Raw genomic sequence first — 17,368 nt, forward strand, 5'->3', positions numbered from 1 at the left:
CCCGTATCGTGGGTCGGGTCCGGCCGGCCGGCCGGATCACGGCCCGAGGAGCGAGCAGGCGCAGGGGGAATCCGTGGCGCTGAAGCACGAGCCGACCGCTTTCGACCACTCCGTCTCCGACGCGCTGCGCGTCCTGGAGACGGTCTCCCGGCACTCCGCCGGGGTCACCGCCGCCGAACTGTCCCGGCGCACCGCCCTGCCCGCCGGGCGGCTGACCGCCCTGCTGCGGCTGCTGCGCCGCGAGGGCTACGTCGAGCAGGTCACCGAGGACGCCTACGTCGCCGGCGGCGCCCTCGCCCGCCTCGGCGCGGCCCGCGGCGACGAACGGGCGCTGCGCGCGCTGCTCCAGCCGGTCCTGGAGCGGCTGCGCGACCAGGTCGGCGCGGCCGTCTATCTGAGCCGGTACGTGGACGGCGAGGTCAGCGTCACCCAGTACGCCGCGGGGCCGAGCGCGCCCGCGGTCCACGAGTGGGTGGACTTCCGCTGCTCGGCGCACGCCACCGCGGTCGGCAAGAGCCTGCTGACCCAGCTCGACCACGACGGGCGGCGCGACCATCTCGCCCGGCACCGGATGGCCCGGCTCACCTCGCGCACCATCACCAGCGACAAGCTGCTGCTGTCCCGTCTGGACGCCCAGCCGCCCACGGCCCCGGTGCTGGACCTCCAGGAGTACGCCGTCGGCACGGTCTGCGCGGCGGTCCCGGTACGGGCCGGCTCCGCCGTGGGGTGCCTGGCGCTGTCGCTGCCCACCGAGCAGGCGCACCGGCTGCGCCGGGCCGTGGAGGGGCTCGGCCGGAACTCCGCTCCGGTGCTGCTCGCGCTGGCCATCCGGCTGACGGACGGGTGGTCACGAGCATCCCTCGGCACCGGGTAGTATTTTCTTCGTCGCCGGCCGCGGAAGCGGAAGGCGGGAGTCATGCGCCGCTAGCTCAGTTGGTTAGAGCAGCTGACTCTTAATCAGCGGGTCCGGGGTTCGAGTCCCTGGCGGCGCACGATGACGATGGCGGGTTGTGTTCGCGGAAAGCGCGAACACAACCCGCCATCTTCGTTTCTGCGCGGCTGCGCCGCGCGCGGCGTCCCGGCGCCTCCTCACGGCATGAGGTCCCCCGCCTCCGAGAAGAGGGTGTGGGCGACGGCCATGAAGGTCAGGCAGCCGGCGATGAACACGCCGAGGAAGGCGAAGACGCAGCCCTGTTCCGCGGCGAGCCGCCCACGGCGCGCCGGGGCGTGCGCCGTGGCGTGCTCGGGGTGCTCGGCCCGGTAGTGCACGGTGGCGAAGTCGCCCTCGACCCTCGTCGCCGGCCCGCCCGTCTCCTCGAACCGCACCTCGCGGCCCTCGCGGGTGCGGAAGGCGTAGACGTGGTGCAGCGTCGTGCTGACGGAGGTGTTCCCGCCGCCGCTGGTCGTGGTGTACGTCCGCAGGCAGCGCGCCTCGGCCGTCAGACCGCCGTCCCAGGCGTCGCGCACCCGGCGCGCCCGTCGGGCGATCGCGACCAGCGCGAGGACCGCGAAGGCGATCATGAGCGTGGGTACGGCGTAGAACAGCGCTTCCATGGTGCCCCCCGGAAGTCCCCCGGCCGGCCCCGATCGGCCGGCATGGCAGGAAGCTACCCACGCCGGCCGCCCCGGCGGCTCAAGTAACGCTCAGAGTTCGCCGGGGGCCGGGAGACCGGGAGACCGCCCGCGTCCGGACGTCCGCCGCGCCCCGGAGGTCCGCCGGGGCACGGAGGTCCGCCGGGGCACGGAGGTCCGCCGGGGCCCGTCGGGTCAGAACGTGACGTCCGAGCAGGCGTAGAACGCGTTGCCCGTGTCGGCGATGGTCCACACGCCGAGGATCACGTGGTGGCCGCTCAGCCCGGTCGGCAGGGTGCCGCTGTGGCTGAGGGTGGCCGGCGGCTGCTTGCCGCCGTAGGGGACCGTCAGGAACGGGGTGGTGTTGAGATCGGCCCGGGTCAGGGCGTGGTTCTGGTTCCAGCCCTGCTTGGTGACGTAGTACTTGAAGTCGGTCGTGGCGTGGCGGGCCGTGAACTGCCAGCGGAAGGTGTAGCTCTGGCCGCCGGTGACCTTCGTGGTGGGCCAGGCGCCGCCCGAGGGGGTGGTCGGGCTGTTCAGGGCGCCGAACTCGCCGTGGTTGCCCGAGCAGATCTGCCCGTCCGCCGGCCCGGACGCCGGGAAGCCCTTGGGGCCCTCGACGCTCTGCGGCTCCCACTGGATGGAGCCGCAGCCCTGCACGGTGCCGTTGGCGCAGAGCAGTTGCCGGCTGATGGGGAGATCGGTGTACCCGTGGCTGCTGGCGCCGCCGGTGGAGAGGACGAACGCTCCGGCGGTGGTGAGGCCCAGCACGGCCGCGTACAACTTGGCCTTGGTCCGCATGTGGTCGCTCCTGGTGAACGTGTGGGGAGGTTCGGTGAGCTGGACTGTGCCGCGTGCGGTGGTGCGTGCGACGCCGCACGCGTTGGTCTAGACCAAGTGCCAGATTATGGCGACCACTTGAACATGTCCATACCAATCACGGGATGGTTTCCCGGCGTCCGGCGCAGAACGCCACCGTCAGGTCCCGCACCAGCACCTTGCGCTCGCCGTCGTCCAGATCGACCAGCCCGCGCATGGCCAGCCGGGTCACCGTGTCCTCGACCGAGTCCACCACCGAGGTGAGCGCACCGGCCCGGTCCCGGGCGTCCAGCGCGGCCACGCTGCGCCGGTGCATGGCCTCGGCGACCTCGGGGGCGTACTCGACGCGGGCCGGCCGCACCGAGTAGACCTCCAGGCCGACCGCCCCCGTCTCCCGCGCCACCAGCCGGGTCAGCGCCTCCCCGGCCGCCTCCGCCGCCCCGCGCGAGCCGCCCGGCGCCGCCACCCGCACCCGGGCGAGGGCGGCCTCCACGCACTCGCGCAGATACACCTCGTGGTCGTCGATCCCGAGCGCGGCCCGCGCCGTGTCCCGCACCCGCCACACCACGAGGACCGCCACGCTGAGCGGGATGCCGTTCGCGTCGGCGGCCGGCATCGGCTCGCTGCGCCAGTGCCGCAGCCGTACGTCGATCCGGCGGCGCGGCACCAGCGGGCTGACCCACAGCAGCCCGGTGCGCCGGACGGTCCCCCGGTAGCGGCCGAACAGGCCGAGCACCCAGGCCCGGCCGGTCCGGCCCCGGGTCAGCCCGCCGAAGCCGGCCAGCCCGAGCGCGCCCGCGCCGGCGTACGCGGCCCACTGGGGCAGGCCGAGGCCGGCGCCCGCGCCCTGGGCGAACGGCAGGACGCCCGCCCACCAGGACGTGGCCGCACAGCCCGCCGCCCCGCAGACCCCGGCGAGCACCCCCACCGCCCCCGGAAGCACCCGCGCCGGCCGCTCCGCCAGCGCCGGGTCCGGCTCCGGCGCGGCGTTGGCGGGCGCGGGCGCGCGGCGGCGGGAGCGCGGCTGCTCGCCGGCGCCCCGTCTGCTGCCCACCACGGCGGGGCCGAGCGCGATCGGGGCGGTACGGGGCTCGCGGCGGCCGGGGTCGGGGTCGTCGCGGAACAGGAGGTGGACGGGGATCTCGGTGGTGACCTCGTTCTGGATGAGCCGCGAGACGGTACGACTCGCCAGGTCGGCCGGGGAATCCATGCGATCCACGTCACACTCCATACGGACTTGTCCGGATCTGTGCACGTTGATCAGTGTCACAACACGGCTGAAAATACGCCTGTCTGACGACCAGAAGGATGCATCCGGGTCGCCCGGAGGGGGAGAGGCGCCCCGGGCGCCCACCCGCAGGTGGTCAGAACCACCATCCACCGTCCTGTAAAGTTGTCCACGTCAGCAGGCGCCGCTAGCTCAGTTGGTTAGAGCAGCTGACTCTTAATCAGCGGGTCCGGGGTTCGAGTCCCTGGCGGCGCACGATGACGATGGCGGGTTGTGTTCGCAGAAAGCGCGAACCCAGCCCGCCATCTTCGTTTCCGCGCGGCTGCGCCGCGCGCGGCGGCAGCGCACGCGCGGACCCATGCGCCCCTCCCCTCACTCCTGCACCCCCTCCACACCCCCGTGCGCACCGGGGCTCCCTCGCGTCGCCGGCCGCCGAGGGGGGCAGCCATGCAACCGGCAGGACATCGATCGACACGCGCGCGACCTCGCGTGCGGGGGGATGACTCATGACGTCGACGCCGACGGGCGCCCGGCACCGGCACCGGCACCGGCACGATCCGACCGAGACGGTCCGGCTGCGCGGGAACCTGCCGAGATACGACTACGAGCACCACAGCCGGCTGGCCGGACCGCTCACCCGGCCCGATCCCGACCGGCCCTACCGGGTGCGCTACCGCTCCCTGCTCTCGCAGGAGCCGCACCGGCTGCGGGTCGCGCTGATGCTGGCCGCCGCACCGCTGCTCTCGCTGGTCCTGCTGGCCTGGCTGCTGCGGCCCGGCCACTGGACCGAGCGCGACCACCCGGCGTACGGCTTCCTGCCGGTCCTCGACGTGGTGATGCTGGTCTCCATCGGGCTGATCGAGCTGTTCCGCTGTCTGAACGTGCTGTCCAACGCGCACGCCACGCTCGTCGCCCGCGACCCGGTCCCGGTGGTGCCCGAGACCGGCACCCGGGTCGCCTTCCTCACCACCTTCGTGCCCGGCAAGGAACCGCTGGAGATGGTCACCCGGACCCTTCAGGCGGCGGTGCGGCTGCGCCACCGGGGCGTCATGCACGTCTGGCTGCTGGACGAGGGCGACGACGACGAGGTGAAGACGGTCTGCGCACGCCTGGGCGTGCACCACTTCACCCGCAAGGGCGTCGAGCGCTGGAACCGGCCGAAGGGACCGTTCCGGGCGAAGACCAAGCACGGCAACTACAACGCCTGGCTCCAGGCGCACGGCGACGCCTACGACTTCTTCGCCTCCGTCGACACCGACCATGTGCCGCTGCCCAACTACCTGGAGCGGATGCTCGGTTACTTCCGCGACCCGGACGTCGGCTTCGTCATCGGCCCGCAGGTCTACGGCAACTACGACACCTTCGTCACCAAGGCCGCCGAGTCCCAGCAGTTCCTCTTCCACGCCCTGGTCCAGCGCGCCGGCAACCGCTACGGCGCCCCGATGTTCGTCGGCACCTCCAACGCCGTGCGGATCGGCGCCATCCGGCAGATCGGCGGCCTGTACGACTCGATCACCGAGGACATGGCCACCGGCTTCGAGATGCACCGCGCCAAGAACCCGGCCACGGGCCGCAGGTGGAAGTCGGTCTACACCCCGGACGTGCTCGCCGTCGGCGAGGGCCCGGCGGCCTGGACGGACTTCTTCACCCAGCAGCTGCGCTGGTCGCGCGGGACGTACGAGACGATCCTCAAGCAGTACTGGAAGGGCTTCGGCTCGCTGCCGCCGGGCCGGCTCTTCAACTACACCATGATGATCGTCTTCTATCCGATGTCGGCCCTCAACTGGATGCTGGCCGCGCTGAGCTGCGCGCTCTTCCTGGGCCTCGGCGCCTCCGGCGTGAACATCGACCCGACGGTGTGGCTGATGCTGTACGGCAACGCCTCGGCGCTCCAGATCGGCCTGTACGTCTGGAACCGCCGGCACAACGTCTCCCCGCACGAGCCGGAGGGCTCCGGCGGGGTGGCCGGCATGGTGATGTCGGCGGTGTCGGCGCCGATCTACGCCCGTTCGCTCACCGACGCCGTGCTGCGCCGCAGGAGCCGGTTCGTGGTGACGCCGAAGGGCGAGTCGGCGAGCCCCGACACCCTGTTCGGCACCTTCCGCGTGCACTGGTTCTTCATCGCGGTCTTCGGCGGTTCGATCGCCGCCGGGGCCGCCCTCGGGCATCTCCACCCGGCGATGCTGACCTGGGCCTCGCTCGCGCTGCTCATCACCGCCTCGCCGATCCTCGTCTGGCGGTGGACCCTGCGCCGCGACCGGCGCGCGGCCACCGCCCCCGCGCCGCCCCCGCCCGGGGCCGCCGGGCCCGAGGACGCCGTACCGCCGGCGTACGCCCACGCCATGGGACCGGGCGCGGCGGGAGGTCGTGAGGGATGAGGCGGCAGCAGGCCGGGCTGCGCCGGGCCCGCCGGGTCGGGATCGGCGCGGTGGTGGTGCTCGCGCTGGCCGGGATGAACGGGCCGTGGCTCTACCGCTTCGGCGCCGAGCGCTACCACCAGTACAAGATCGACGAGCCGGGGTACAAGGCCGCCCACGGCCACTGGGACATCGTGGAGTTCCCGAAGGAGTACCGGCAGGACACCATCCACGCCGTGCTGCTGCACACCGGCAAGGTGCTGCTGGTGGCCGGCTCGGGCAACAACCAGGCGAACTTCGACGCCAGGAAGTTCGACTCGCGGATCTGGGACCCGGTCAAGGGCACGATCAAGAAGGTGCCCACGCCGAACGATCTGTTCTGCACCGGGCACACCCAGCTCGCCGACGGCTCCGTCCTGATCGCGGGCGGCACCAAGCGGTACGAGAAGCTGAAGGGGGACGTCACGAAGGCCGGCGGCCTGATGATCGTCCACAACGAGAACCCGGACAAGCCGATCACGCTGCCCGCCGGCACCTCCTTCACCGGCCGGGCGAACGGCAGGACGTTCGTCTCCAAGGACCCGGTGCTGGTGCCGCGCGCGAAGAAGAACTTCGACAGGAGGACCGGGAAGTTCCTCGGCAACACCCCGGGCCTCGGCCGGATCTACGTCGAGGCGCTGAGGAGCGGCACGCGGTACGAGACCGGCACCCAGGACAACTACCGGATCAAGGGCCTGAAGGGCGCCGACGCCCGCAACACCTACGGCATCGCGCAGAAACTCGCCCTGGACAAGAAGGACTTCCAGGGGATCCGGGACGCCTACGAGTTCGACCCGGTCGCCGAGAAGTACATCAAGGTCGATCCGATGAACGAGGCCCGCTGGTACCCGACGCTCACCACCCTGAGCGACGGGAGGATCCTCAGCGTCTCGGGCCTGGACGACATCGGGCAGCTGGTCCCGGGCAAGAACGAGATCTTCGACCCGAGCACGAGGACGTGGTCGTACACCCCGGAGACCCGCCAGTTCCCGACCTACCCGGCGCTGTTCCTGACGGCGAACGGCAAGATCTTCTACTCCGGTTCGAACGCCGGCTACGGCCCCGACGACGTGGGGCGCGACCCCGGCGTCTGGGACGTGGCGAGCAACAAGTTCACCAAGGTGCCGGGGCTGAGCGACCCGGACCTGATGGAGACCTCGGCGACGGTGCTGCTGCCGCCCGCGCAGGACGAGAAGTACCTGGTCGTCGGGGGCGGCGGGGTCGGCGAGTCGAAACGGTCCACCCCGAGGACCCGGATCGTCGACCTGGGGGCGAAGCACCCGCGCTTCACCGACGGCCCCTCGCTCGACCAGGGCACCCGCTACCCGCAGACCTCGATCCTCCCCGACGACTCGGTCCTCGTCTCCGGCGGCTCGGAGGACTACCGGGGGCGCGGCGACTCGAACATCCTCCAAGCCCGGCTGTACGACCCGCGCACCGACGCCTTCGAGCGGGTCGCCGATCCGCTGGTGGGCCGCAACTACCACGCGGGCTCGATCCTGCTGCCCGACGGCCGGGTGATGTTCTTCGGCTCCGACCCGCTCTACGGCGACAAGGCGAACACCAAGCCGGGCGTCTTCGAGCAGCGCATCGAGATCTACACGCCGCCGTATCTGTACCGGGACGCGCGGCCCACGCTGTCGGGCGGCCCCAGGACCGTCGCGCGCGGCGCTTCCGCCACGTTCACCTCGCAGCACGCGGCGACCGTCCGCAAGGCCCGGCTGATCCGGCCGAGCGCCTCCACCCACGTCACAGACGTCGACCAGCGCTCCGTCGCCCTGGACTTCACGGCGTCCGGCGACCGGATCACAGTGACGGTGCCGAAGAACCGGAACCTGGTGCCGTCGGGCTGGTACATGCTGTTCGTGGACGACGACCAGGGGACGCCGAGCAAGGCGCAGTGGGTGAAGGTGCCGTAGCCGTCCCCGGCTCGGGGCGACCCGCGAGCGGGCGCCCCGAGCCGTCGGCCGCTTGCGCTACTCGCTCGCCGCCGCGAGCTTCAGCGCGTACTCCTCCCACCACTCCCCCGCCTTCGGGCCGCCCTTGCAGGTGCCGTCGGACTCGCCGGGGCGCTTGACCCAGAGGTAGGCGTCCACGAGGGGGTCGGCGGTGCGGGTCGTGGGCGGCTCGCCGAGGGCGCGGCCGGGCGGGTTGCACCAGCGCTCGCTTGGATCGCCCTCCGTATAGGGGCCGTTGCCGTTGCGGCTGGTGTCGATGACGAAGTGCTTGCCGCCGACCTTCGCGGACAGCTGCTTGCCGTACGCGAGGGAGTCCTCGGTGGAGTAGAAGTTGGAGACGTTGACGGCGAAGCCGTCGGCCCGCTCGACGCCGGCGCGGCGCAGCGGCTCGAAGATCTGGTCGGGGTGACCCCAGCCGGCGTTCCCGGCGTCCAGGTAGACCTTGGTGTTCTTCAGGGACTTGAGCCTGGTCACCGCACCTTGGAGAAGGTCGTAGCGCTCCTCGCGGAACTCCTCGGGGGTGCAGCCGTCCACCAGGTGCAGTACGGCGTCCGGCTCCAGGACGACGGTGGCGGCGCGGTCGCCGATGCCCCGGGCCACGCCGTCGATCCAGGCGCGGTAGCCGTCGCCGTCGGCCGCGCCGCCCTGCGAGTACTGGCCGCAGTCGCGGTGCGGGATGTCGTAGAGGACGAGCAGCGCGGTGCGGCCGGCCTTCGCGGCGGCCTCGGTGAAGCCGCGCGCCTCCTGCTCGGGGTTCTCCGGGCCGATCCACTCGCCGGTCGGCTGCTCGGCGATCCGGCGGACGCGCTCGGCGTCGGCCGTCCGGCCGGCCCCGGTGTACGCGGCGACCTGCCGGGCCGCCCGGCTGTCCGGGTTCACCCAGTACGGGTCGCTGTCCTCCGGCTGCTGGGTGACGGCCGCGTTCGCGCCGCCGCCGTGCCCCTCGTCGTCTCCCCCGGCGGAGGAGCAGCCGGTGAGCAGCAGCGCCGCCCCCAGCAGCGCCGCGGACACCCGCGCCCGGGCCCCCGGGGCGTACGGGCGGGCTCCCCTCATGCCGTCCATGCGACTCCCCCCTGGTCCGCCGGTCGTGCGGCACATGCCCATGCTGCCAGGCGGGGATGGCTCAGGGGCCGGTTCCGGGGAGGTGCACGGAGGCGGGTGACGGAGTGGCGCGGACGGTGTGCGCGGGGCTCGCGGAGGACGGTGGGCCGGGGGCCGCCGGGCCGGTCCGGTCGGGGCGGCCCGCGGCGGCCATGTCGCCGGTGGCGGGGCCGGGATGCCGCTGCGGCAGGTCGGCCCGCTGGCCGCCCCCGCCGCTCCACAGCCACGCTCCGAGCAGCAGCACCAGCCAGGCCGTCCCGGTCAGCAGGCGGCCGGCGCCGTGCCGGTGGTCCTGGGTGTCGGGCATGGTGATCGCTCCCTCAGTCCGTTCCCCGGCGCGTACGGCGGGCGCGGTCCCGGCCGAGCGCCCGGGGCAGGAGGACGACCGCGACCGCGGCGGCGGCCGCGAGGACGAGTCCGGTCACCGCGTGCGCCGTGCCGGGGGTCTCGGGCACGGCCTGCGCGGAGGCGGAGGCGGAGGCCGAGGCCGACGGCGTCGGCGACTCGGGCGGCGGTACGACGCCCGAGTCGTCGGCGGTGGAGTCGCCGACGCCCGGGTCGTCCGCGGTCGGGTCGTCCGCGGTGGGGTTGCGGCCGGTGGAGTCGCCGGCGCCGCTCCTGGAGTGTCCGCCGGTGGACTTCGCATCGGTGGGCGTCGACGTGGTCACCGCGACGCGGCTGTGCCCGGCGTCGTCCAGCCGGTCCGCCGGGCCCGCGACGCCGGTGGTGTCGAACGCCGGGGCGAACGCGCCGGCCACCAGCAGCCCCGCACAGACGGTCAGGCGCAGTGAACCCATCGTGAGACCTCCGCTGACAGGAGACCTCCCGGCCGCCGCGCCCGCATCCCGGCACGGCCTCTGCTGCTCCGTACGGGTGACGAAGAGGGGCCGGTCAGACGCGGTCGACCAGGTCGGCGATGGAGTCGATGACCTCGGACGGCCGGAACGGGTAGCGGTCCACGTCCTTGGGCTGGGTCACGCCGGTCAGGACGAGGAACGTCCGCATCCCCGCCTCCAGACCGGCCAGCACGTCGGTGTCCATCCGGTCGCCGATCATCGCGGAGGTCTCCGAGTGGGCGCCGATCGCGTTCAGCCCGGCGCGCATCATCAGCGGGTTGGGCTTGCCGACGAAGTACGGCTTGCGGCCGGTCGCCGCGGTGATCAGGGCGGCGACGGAGCCGGTGGCGGGCAGGTCGCCTTCGACGGAGGGGCCGACGTTGTCGGGGTTGGTGGCGATGAACCGGGCCCCGTCGTTGATCAGCCGCACCGCCTTGGTCAGGGCCTCGAAGGAGTACGTGCGGGTCTCGCCGAGGATCACGAAGTCGGGCTCGTGGTCGGTGAGGATGTAACCGATCTCGTGCAGCGCGGTGGTCAGACCGGCCTCGCCGATGACGTAGGCGCTGCCGCCGGGCCGCTGGTCGTCCAGGAACTGGGCGGTGGCGAGGGCGGAGGTCCAGATGTTGTCCACCGGCACGTCCAGGCCCATGCGCAGCAACCGGGCGTGCAGGTCGCGCTGGGTGTAGATGGAGTTGTTGGTGAGGACCAGGAAGGGCCGGCCGGAGTCCCGCAGCTTCTTGAGGAAGGCGTCGGCTCCCGGGATCGGAACACCCTCGTGGATCAGGACACCGTCCATGTCGGTCAGCCACGACTCGATGGGCTTGCGGTCTGCCATGTCTGTGCGTCTCCTGGCGTGCGTGCGGTCGTACGGGCGGGGGCGCCGGAACCACGGCGTACCGACGCCCCCCAGACTAGCCAGCACCGGCCGCGAGCGACCCCGGCCGGATCAGGGCTGTGTGATCTTCACACCGTCGATCACCCAGTACCAGTTGTTGCCGCCGGTGTAACGGAACCGGATCCGGGCCGTGGTCGCGCCCGAGGGGACCTGCAGGGCGACCGTCTCGGTGCGGGAGGGGACGTCGGCGGTGTAGGCGCGCACGGAGACGGGGGCGGCGCCGTCGTAGGAGACGAGCACCTCGCCCTTCTGCGTGCCGTCCTGCCGGTAGAAGGTGGTGTAGGTCAAGGTGGCGGTGCGGCCGCCGGTGACGGGGTAGGCGGGGCTGACCAGGGTGGAGTCGAAGGCGCCGGAGAAGGACTTGTCGCTCCACTCGTCGCCGTCGGCCACCGCGAACACGTCGCGGGCGCGGACGTTGCACTCGCGGTTCTGGTCGCGCTGGGCCTGGGTCCAGAACTCGTCGGTGGTGAAGGACCAGCCGCGCCACTCGGTGACGCCGCCCGTGCCCATGGCGGAGTCGTCCACGGACCAGCCGGCGGGCGGGGTGTGGGTGTAGCCGAGGAGGGCGGCGGGGATGCCCGTCTCGTCGGTCCGGGTGCGCAACCCGCTGCGCAGGGCGTCGAAGTCGTCGGCGACGGGCTGCTGGAGGGGCCGTCCGTCCAGGCCCCAGGCCGGGTCGAGGGCGATGCCGAGGTGGGCGAGGGCGGAGGCGGCGACGTCGGGCATCTTCACGTCGTGGCGGACCGAACCGGCGGCCACGGCGGGGCCGGTGGCGATGAGGAAGGTCTGCCGCTCCTGGAGGGTGGAGCCGCCGTGGCCGCCCGCGTCGGTGTGGCCGTGGTCGGCGGTCACCATGACGAGCCAGCTCTCATTCGCGTACGTGCCGCGGGACTTGATCGCGGCGACCATCTGCCCGACCTGCGCGTCGGCGGTGTGGATGGCGTCCAGGTACTGCTGGGAGGCGGCGCCGTAGCTGTGCCCGGCGTGGTCGATGCTGTCGAGCTGCACGAACACCGCGTCCGGGTCGCCGCCGCTCAGCTGCGCGACGGCGCGGGAGGTGGTGCCGGTGTCGTACTCGGCGGCGGGGGTGGAGACGCGGGTGTCCACCTTGGCGGAGAACACCGTGTCGGTGAGCGGGTTCCAGGAGGCCACCGCGTAGGTGTTCAGGGCGGGCTTCGCGGTCTCGGCGCGGGTGAGGAAGTCGGGGTACTGGGTGAAGCGGGCGCCGGTGAAGGCGTTGTCCTTGACGTTGTGCTTGTCGGGCCAGACTCCGGTGAGGATCGTCGACCAGCCGGGGCCGGAGAGGGTGGGGGCGAGCGGGGCGGCGTAGATGCTGCTGGGGGCGGTGAGACCGGCTGCCCTCAGGGCGTCGAGGTTCGGGGCGTCGGCGTCCTCGATCCGGGACAGCAGGGCGCCGTCCAGGCCGATGACCAGGACCTTGGGGGTCTTGGCGGCGGCCTGGGCGACGGCGGCGAGCGGACCGGCGGCGGCGGCGACCGCGGCGGCGGAGACGAGGAAGGCGCGGCGGGACATGCGGGACGGCACGGGGACCTCCGGGAGGGAAGGGGGCACGTGGTCGGGCGGGACGGGGACGGGCATGCGGACGCCCCCGGTGGTGCCAGGGGCGCGCGGGGTGGAGCGGGGGAAGAGGGCCGGTACGCGGGGGTGCCGCCGGCCGTCAGCTGCCGGTGGCGGACTTCCAGGCCTCGACGTACGACGGGAGGTTCGTCTCGATGTCCTTCCAGTCGGGCTGGAACACCTCCACGCCGGACATCAGCCGCGTGAGCGCGACGGCGTTGGCGTCGGTGGCCTTGACGTCCTGGCGGGCGCTGAAGCCGCCGCCGATCTCGCTGACCTGCTGCTGGGTCTGCCGGTCGAGCAGGAAGTCGAGGAGCTTCTTGCCGTTGGCGCCGTGCGGGGCCTTGGTGACCAGGCCGGCCGCGTAGGGCAGGGCGAAGGTGGTGTGCTTGCCGTCGGGTCCGGCCGGGAACCAGATGCCGAGGTTGGGCATGGTCTTGGACTGGGCGTAGTTCATCTGCACATCGCCGTTGGCGACGAGGAGTTCGCCCTTGTCGACCTTGGGGGCGAGCTTGCCGGTGGAGGCGGACGGGCCGACGTTGTTGGCCTGGAGCTTCTTGAGGTAGTCGAGGGCCGCGTCCTTGCCGCCGAAGTCGTGCATCGCCTTGATCAGTACGGCGGTGCCGTCGCCGGCGACGCCCGGGGTGGAGTACTGGAGCTTGTTCTTGTAGCCGGCCGCGAGGAGTTCGTTCCAGGTGGCGGGGGCCTTCTTCAGCTCCTTCTTGTTGTAGACGAAGCCGAAGTAGTTGTTGACCAGCGCGGTCCAGGTGCCGTCGGCGGCCTTGTCGGCGGCGGCGACCTGGTCGGCGCCCTTCGGGGCGTACTTCTGGAGCAGGCCCTTGGTGTCGGCCTGCTGGATGAACGGCGGGAGCGTGACCAGCACGTCGGCCTGCGGGTTGCTCTTCTCGCGGACGGCGCGCTGCACCACCTCGCCGGAGCCGCCCTCCACGTACTTGACCTTGATGCCGGTCTGCTTCTCGAAGTCCGCGAAGGCGCGGTCGTACCAGCCGTCGCCGTTCTCGCCCTTGAGGCCGTCGGCGCTGTAGACGGTGACGGTCTTGTCGTCGGCGGCGGAGGACTCGCCGCCGCAGGCGGACAGCAGCGGGGTGGCGAGCAGGGCGAGGGAGAGGGCGAGGGCGGGCTTGACGTGACTGCGGCGGGTGGCGTGTCCGCGCGTGAGGTGGTCGGGCGTGGCGTTTGCGGGCATGGCGGTTCCGGGCATGGCGGGGCGAACTCCTTGCGGTGGAGAGAGGGTTTGGGGGGTCCGGGGGCGCGCCGGGTCAGCGGTAGGAGGCGCGGGTGCGGACGCGGGAGACGGCCAGCAGGACGAGGAGGGTGGTGGCCATCAGGACCACGGCGACGGCCGAGCCGGCGAACAGGGCGCCGCGGTCGGTGGCCGCGAAGACCAGTACGGGCAGCGGGGTCCAGTCGGGCGGGTAGAGCATCATCGTGGCGCTCAACTCGCCCATGGACAGGGCGAAGCAGAGGCCCGCGGCGGCGGTGAGCGAGGGCAGCAGCAGCGGCAGCCGCACCCGCCACAGCACATACGCCGGCCGGGCGCCCAGGGAGGCGGCGGCCTGCTCGTAGGCGGGGTCGAGGCGGACGATCGCCGCCGAGACCGACTGGTGGGCGAAGGCGGTGACCAGCACGGTGTGGGCGACGATCACGATCGAGCTGGTGCCGTTGAGGAGCAGCGGCGGCTTGGAGAACGCCACCAGCACGGAGAGTCCGACGACCACCGACGGCACGGCGACCGGCAGCACGAACAGGGCGTCCATCACGCGCCGTTGCCGTTTCCTCAGGGCCGCCGCCGCGAGGGCGGCCCAGGTGCCGGCGGCCAGGGCGAGCAGGCTCGCGGTGAGCGCGGTGACCAGGCTGGTGGTCAGCGCCTGCAGCGCCTCGCCGCGAGTGGCGGCGCGGTAGTTGCCGGTGGTCAGGCCCGAGGGCAGGACGCCGGACCAGTGGGTGGCGAAGGACGCGCCGAGGACGACGAGGAGGGGGAGGGCGAACAGGGGCAGGAAGAGGACGAGGAACACCGCCCACACGGCCCAGCGGGCCCCGCGGCTATGCACCAGCACGACGGCTCACCACCCGGTAGAGGCCGTAGAGACCCACGGAGATCAGGACGTTGACGACGGCGACCACGCAGGCGCCCGGATAGTCGGACTCGAGGATCGCCTTGCCGTAGACGAGCATCGGCAGTGTGGTGACGCCCTTGGCGCCGGTGAACAGCACGATGCCGAACTCGTTGAGGCAGAGCACGAGGACGAGGCTGCCGCCGGCCGCGAGCGCGGGCAGCGCCTCGGGCAGGATCACCTGCCGGACGATGCGCGGGGCGCGGGCGCCGAGCGAACTCGCCGCCTCCAGTTGCGCGGTGTCCAGTTGCGCGAACGCGGCGAGCAGCGGCCGCATCACGAACGGCGTGAAGTAGGTGACCTCCGCGAGCAGGACGCCCCAGGGCGTGGTCAGGAAGTCGAAGGGGCCGTCCGCCGCGCCGGTGGCCCCGGTCCACAGGCCGTTGGCGAGACCGGTGCGGCCGTAGACGAAGAGGAGGGCGAGGGTGATGAGGAAGGACGGGAAGGACAGGAAGACGTCGATGAACCGGGCGACGCCCTTCGCCCCGGGGAACGGCACGAACGCGATGACCAGCGCCAGCAGGAACCCGAGCACCAGGCATCCGGCGGTCGAGGCGAGCGCCAGCCAGACGGTGGTCCACAGCGCCTCGCGGAACGCCGGCGACGCGAACACGTCGGCGTACGGCTGGAGCGAGGTGCCGCCGCTGTCGGGCTGGAAGGACTGCCGGACGACCAGGGCGAGGGGGTAGAGGAAGAACACCGCGAGCAGGGCGACGGGGGGCAGCGCCCAGAGGAGGGGCGACGCTCCTCGCAGGCGGCGGCCCCGGCCCGGCCCGGCGGGGCCCCCGCCGACGCCAGTGCCCGGGTCCGCCGCGGGAGCGGCGACGGGGTGCGCCGCGCGGGCGGGTGTGCTCCCCGGAGCGGGGGCAGGTGTGCTCCCCGGAGCGGGGGCGGGTGCGCTCCCCGGGGCGGAGGCCGGTGGGGTCCCCGGAGCGGGGGCCGGTGGCGTCCCCGGGACGGGGGCCGGTGGGGTCCCCGGGACGGGGGCCGGTGGCGTCCCCGGGACGGGGGCGGAGCGCAGGGTGGGGTCAGCGTTCATCGCCGCTCACCCCCGCGGCCAGCAGCACCGCGTCCTCGGGTGCGAAGTGCAGGGCGATCTCGGCGCCGTGCGCGGGCGGGTCGCGCAGCTCGGGCAGGTCGGCCATCACCGCGTGCCCGGCCACGTCCACGTGCAGGCGGTGCGTGGAGCCGCGCCACTGGATCTCGCGGACGGTGCCGGTGAGCCGGTTGGGGCCGTCGCCGAGGCCGACCAGGTGCGGCCGGACGCACAGGGTGGCCCGCGCGCCGGCCGCCGCTCCCGCGGTGTCGACCGTCAGCCGCGCGTCGCCGAGGGCCGCGCCGGAGGCGGTGACGGTGACCGGGAGCAGGTTGGCGTTGCCGACGAAGGAGGCGGTGAACTCGTCGGCCGGCGCCCGGTACAGCTCGCGCGGCGTGCCGCAGGCTCTGAGCCGGGCCTTGTCCATCACCGCGATCCGGTCGGCCAGGGTCAGCGCCTCCATCTGGTCGTGGGTGACGTAGAGGATGGACACGTCGGGCAACTCGCGGTGCAGGCGGGCCAGTTCGGCGAGCATCCCGGAGCGCAGCCGGGCGTCCAGCGCGGACAGCGGTTCGTCGAGCAGCAGGACGGCGGGCCGGACGGCGAGCGCGCGGGCGATGGCGACCCGCTGCTGCTGGCCGCCGGACAGCTCGCGCGGGTAGCGGCGGGCGTAGGCGGCCATGCCGGTCATCTCCAGCGCCTCGGCGACCCGTTCGCGGATCTCGGCGCGCGGGGTGCGGCGGGCCCTGAGGCCGAAGGCCACGTTGTCCTCGACCCGCAGGTGCGGGAAGAGGGCGTACTGCTGGACGACCATTCCGATGCCCCGCCGGTGGGGCGGCAGGTCCGTCACGTCCCGCCCCCCGAGCAGCACCCGCCCCGACGCGGGCCGTACGAACCCGGCGACCGCCCGCAGCGCGGTGGTCTTGCCGGACCCGGACGGCCCGAGGAGCGCCATCACCTCGCCGGGCGCGACGGTGAGGTCGAGCGAGTCGAGGACGACGTTGCCGTCGTAGGCGACCGTGACGGAGTCGAAGCGGATGCTCATCTCATCGTTCTCCTCGGAGCAGGGCGGGAAGCGCGGCCACGGAGGGCAGCACCTGCGTGGCGCCGGCGGCGCGCAGCTCGGGTTCGGTGTGCGCCCCGGTCAGCACCCCGGCGACCAGGCCGGCGCCGGCGCGTACGCCGCTGAGCGCGTCGTAACTCGTGTCGCCGACGACGGCGACCTGGTGCACGGCGTCGGCGGCCCGGGTGCGCAGCAGGGCGGTGAGGACCATGTCGGGGTACGGCCGGCCGCGGCCGCCCGCGTCGGCCGGGCACAGGGTGAGCGGCACCAGGTCGCGCCAGCCGAGCGCGTCGAGGATGGCGTCCTGGGTGACCCGGGCGAAGCCGGTGGTCAGGACCACCGTGCGGCCGTCGGCCTGGATCTCCTCGATCGCCTCGCGGGCGCCGGGGATCTCGGCGACGAGCCCGCCGTCCACCAGTTCGCCGTACGCCCGCTCGAAGGCGGCGTTGGCCTTCTGTGCGAGGTCCTCGGCGCCGAACAGGTGGCGGAAGACGGAGATCTTCGACTCGCCCATGGTGGCGCGGACGTAGGCGAGCTTGTCGGCGTGGTCGGCCGAGCCGGGCTCGACGCCGAGTTCGGCGGCGGCAGCGGCGAAGGCCCGCTCGACCAGGCCGCCGTCGGCGACGGTGGTGCCGGCCATGTCGAGGACGACGAGGCGCAGCTCCCGCGCGTCGCGGGTCTCGGAGGCGGCGGGGGTCCCGGAGGTGCCGGGGGTCCCGGAGGTGTGCGTGTCGGTCATGTTCATGTTCCC

The 17,368-nt window shown here is 73.1% G+C and carries 16 protein-coding genes and 2 tRNA genes; 5 read left to right on the plus strand and 13 right to left on the minus strand.

Going from position 1 to position 17,368, the window contains the following annotated elements:
• Positions 1-73 precede the first annotated feature (73 nt).
• Entirely contained in the window at positions 74-874 is an 801-nt protein-coding gene (locus K7787_RS15915; protein WP_223001808.1) for an IclR family transcriptional regulator, read from the plus strand.
• Between the two features lie 44 nt (positions 875-918).
• A tRNA-Lys gene (locus K7787_RS15920) sits at positions 919-992 on the plus strand.
• Between the two features lie 97 nt (positions 993-1,089).
• Here K7787_RS15920 and K7787_RS15925 read toward each other — a convergent pair.
• The 3 genes from K7787_RS15925 to K7787_RS15935 form a co-directional block, all read right to left on the minus strand.
• Positions 1,090-1,554 carry a DUF3592 domain-containing protein gene (locus K7787_RS15925; protein WP_009188782.1) on the minus strand — a complete coding sequence of 155 codons (465 nt, stop codon included), beginning with the start codon at positions 1,552-1,554 and terminating at the stop codon, positions 1,090-1,092.
• Between the two features lie 213 nt (positions 1,555-1,767).
• Positions 1,768-2,373: a lytic polysaccharide monooxygenase auxiliary activity family 9 protein gene (locus tag K7787_RS15930; protein ID WP_009188783.1), complete on the minus strand. Its 606-nt coding sequence runs from the start codon at positions 2,371-2,373 to the stop codon at positions 1,768-1,770.
• A 136-nt stretch (positions 2,374-2,509) separates the two neighbouring features.
• Complete coding sequence (locus tag K7787_RS15935; RefSeq protein ID WP_223001827.1) at positions 2,510-3,601, minus strand: SPFH domain-containing protein; 1,092 nt, start codon at positions 3,599-3,601, stop codon at positions 2,510-2,512.
• Positions 3,602-3,800: 199 nt separating this feature from the next.
• On the opposite strand from K7787_RS15935, the gene K7787_RS15940 reads away from it, so the two are divergent.
• From K7787_RS15940 to glxA, 3 genes are all read left to right on the plus strand, one after another.
• Positions 3,801-3,874: transfer RNA gene (locus K7787_RS15940), tRNA-Lys, on the plus strand.
• Between the two features lie 251 nt (positions 3,875-4,125).
• Positions 4,126-5,997 carry a glycosyltransferase family 2 protein gene (locus tag K7787_RS15945; protein WP_223001809.1) on the plus strand — a complete coding sequence of 624 codons (1,872 nt, stop codon included), beginning with the start codon at positions 4,126-4,128 and terminating at the stop codon, positions 5,995-5,997.
• On the plus strand, positions 5,994-7,934 hold the full coding sequence (gene glxA, locus K7787_RS15950; protein ID WP_223001810.1) for a radical copper oxidase GlxA: 1,941 nt from the start codon (positions 5,994-5,996) through the stop codon (positions 7,932-7,934). The genes K7787_RS15945 and glxA overlap by 4 nt, the downstream gene beginning before the upstream one ends.
• Before the next feature lie 57 nt (positions 7,935-7,991).
• On the opposite strand, the gene K7787_RS15955 is transcribed toward glxA, so the two are convergent.
• The 10 genes from K7787_RS15955 to K7787_RS16000 form a co-directional block, all read right to left on the minus strand.
• Positions 7,992-9,026 carry a glycoside hydrolase family 6 protein gene (locus K7787_RS15955; protein ID WP_223001811.1) on the minus strand — a complete coding sequence of 345 codons (1,035 nt, stop codon included), beginning with the start codon at positions 9,024-9,026 and terminating at the stop codon, positions 7,992-7,994.
• A gap of 70 nt (positions 9,027-9,096) precedes the next feature.
• Positions 9,097-9,381: a hypothetical protein gene (locus tag K7787_RS32275; protein WP_223001812.1), complete on the minus strand. Its 285-nt coding sequence runs from the start codon at positions 9,379-9,381 to the stop codon at positions 9,097-9,099.
• Between the two features lie 13 nt (positions 9,382-9,394).
• Complete coding sequence (locus K7787_RS15965; RefSeq protein WP_223001834.1) at positions 9,395-9,871, minus strand: hypothetical protein; 477 nt, start codon at positions 9,869-9,871, stop codon at positions 9,395-9,397.
• A gap of 94 nt (positions 9,872-9,965) precedes the next feature.
• Positions 9,966-10,745: an HAD-IIA family hydrolase gene (locus tag K7787_RS15970; protein WP_009188788.1), complete on the minus strand. Its 780-nt coding sequence runs from the start codon at positions 10,743-10,745 to the stop codon at positions 9,966-9,968.
• 111 nt (positions 10,746-10,856) lie between these two features.
• Positions 10,857-12,404, minus strand: a complete 1,548-nt coding sequence (locus tag K7787_RS15975; protein WP_223001813.1) for an alkaline phosphatase family protein — start codon at positions 12,402-12,404, stop codon at positions 10,857-10,859.
• Positions 12,405-12,483: 79 nt separating this feature from the next.
• Positions 12,484-13,605 (minus strand): 2-aminoethylphosphonate ABC transporter substrate-binding protein, encoded by a 1,122-nt coding sequence (locus tag K7787_RS15980; RefSeq protein WP_372456648.1) that lies wholly within the window; start codon positions 13,603-13,605, stop codon positions 12,484-12,486.
• Between the two features lie 58 nt (positions 13,606-13,663).
• Positions 13,664-14,461: an ABC transporter permease gene (locus tag K7787_RS15985; protein ID WP_009188791.1), complete on the minus strand. Its 798-nt coding sequence runs from the start codon at positions 14,459-14,461 to the stop codon at positions 13,664-13,666.
• Positions 14,448-15,272: a 2-aminoethylphosphonate ABC transporter permease subunit gene (locus K7787_RS15990; RefSeq protein ID WP_223001829.1), complete on the minus strand. Its 825-nt coding sequence runs from the start codon at positions 15,270-15,272 to the stop codon at positions 14,448-14,450. Before K7787_RS15990 ends, K7787_RS15985 begins: the two co-directional genes overlap by 14 nt.
• Positions 15,273-15,546: 274 nt before the next feature.
• Complete coding sequence (locus tag K7787_RS15995; RefSeq protein ID WP_019980580.1) at positions 15,547-16,599, minus strand: ABC transporter ATP-binding protein; 1,053 nt, start codon at positions 16,597-16,599, stop codon at positions 15,547-15,549.
• A gap of 1 nt (position 16,600) precedes the next feature.
• Positions 16,601-17,356 (minus strand): HAD family hydrolase, encoded by a 756-nt coding sequence (locus K7787_RS16000; RefSeq protein WP_282107265.1) that lies wholly within the window; start codon positions 17,354-17,356, stop codon positions 16,601-16,603.
• Between the last annotated feature and the right edge of the window lie 12 nt (positions 17,357-17,368).

The sequence above is a fragment of the Streptomyces sennicomposti genome, from assembly GCF_019890635.1.
GTDB lineage: Bacteria > Actinomycetota > Actinomycetes > Streptomycetales > Streptomycetaceae > Streptomyces > Streptomyces sennicomposti.

Coding starts and splice junctions, on each gene's coding strand:
- K7787_RS15995 (WP_019980580.1), bottom strand. CDS start 16,599: ATGAGCATCCGCTTCGACTCCGTCACGGTCGCCTACGACGGCAACGTC.
- glxA (WP_223001810.1), top strand. CDS start 5,994: ATGAGGCGGCAGCAGGCCGGGCTGCGCCGGGCCCGCCGGGTCGGGATC.
- K7787_RS15945 (WP_223001809.1), top strand. CDS start 4,126: ATGACGTCGACGCCGACGGGCGCCCGGCACCGGCACCGGCACCGGCAC.
- K7787_RS15975 (WP_223001813.1), bottom strand. CDS start 12,404: ATGCCCGTCCCCGTCCCGCCCGACCACGTGCCCCCTTCCCTCCCGGAG.
- K7787_RS15935 (WP_223001827.1), bottom strand. CDS start 3,601: ATGGATTCCCCGGCCGACCTGGCGAGTCGTACCGTCTCGCGGCTCATC.
- K7787_RS15955 (WP_223001811.1), bottom strand. CDS start 9,026: ATGAGGGGAGCCCGCCCGTACGCCCCGGGGGCCCGGGCGCGGGTGTCC.
- K7787_RS15930 (WP_009188783.1), bottom strand. CDS start 2,373: ATGCGGACCAAGGCCAAGTTGTACGCGGCCGTGCTGGGCCTCACCACC.
- K7787_RS32275 (WP_223001812.1), bottom strand. CDS start 9,381: ATGCCCGACACCCAGGACCACCGGCACGGCGCCGGCCGCCTGCTGACC.
- K7787_RS15970 (WP_009188788.1), bottom strand. CDS start 10,745: ATGGCAGACCGCAAGCCCATCGAGTCGTGGCTGACCGACATGGACGGT.
- K7787_RS15980 (WP_372456648.1), bottom strand. CDS start 13,605: ATGCCCGGAACCGCCATGCCCGCAAACGCCACGCCCGACCACCTCACG.
- K7787_RS16000 (WP_282107265.1), bottom strand. CDS start 17,356: ATGACCGACACGCACACCTCCGGGACCCCCGGCACCTCCGGGACCCCC.
- K7787_RS15965 (WP_223001834.1), bottom strand. CDS start 9,871: ATGGGTTCACTGCGCCTGACCGTCTGTGCGGGGCTGCTGGTGGCCGGC.
- K7787_RS15925 (WP_009188782.1), bottom strand. CDS start 1,554: ATGGAAGCGCTGTTCTACGCCGTACCCACGCTCATGATCGCCTTCGCG.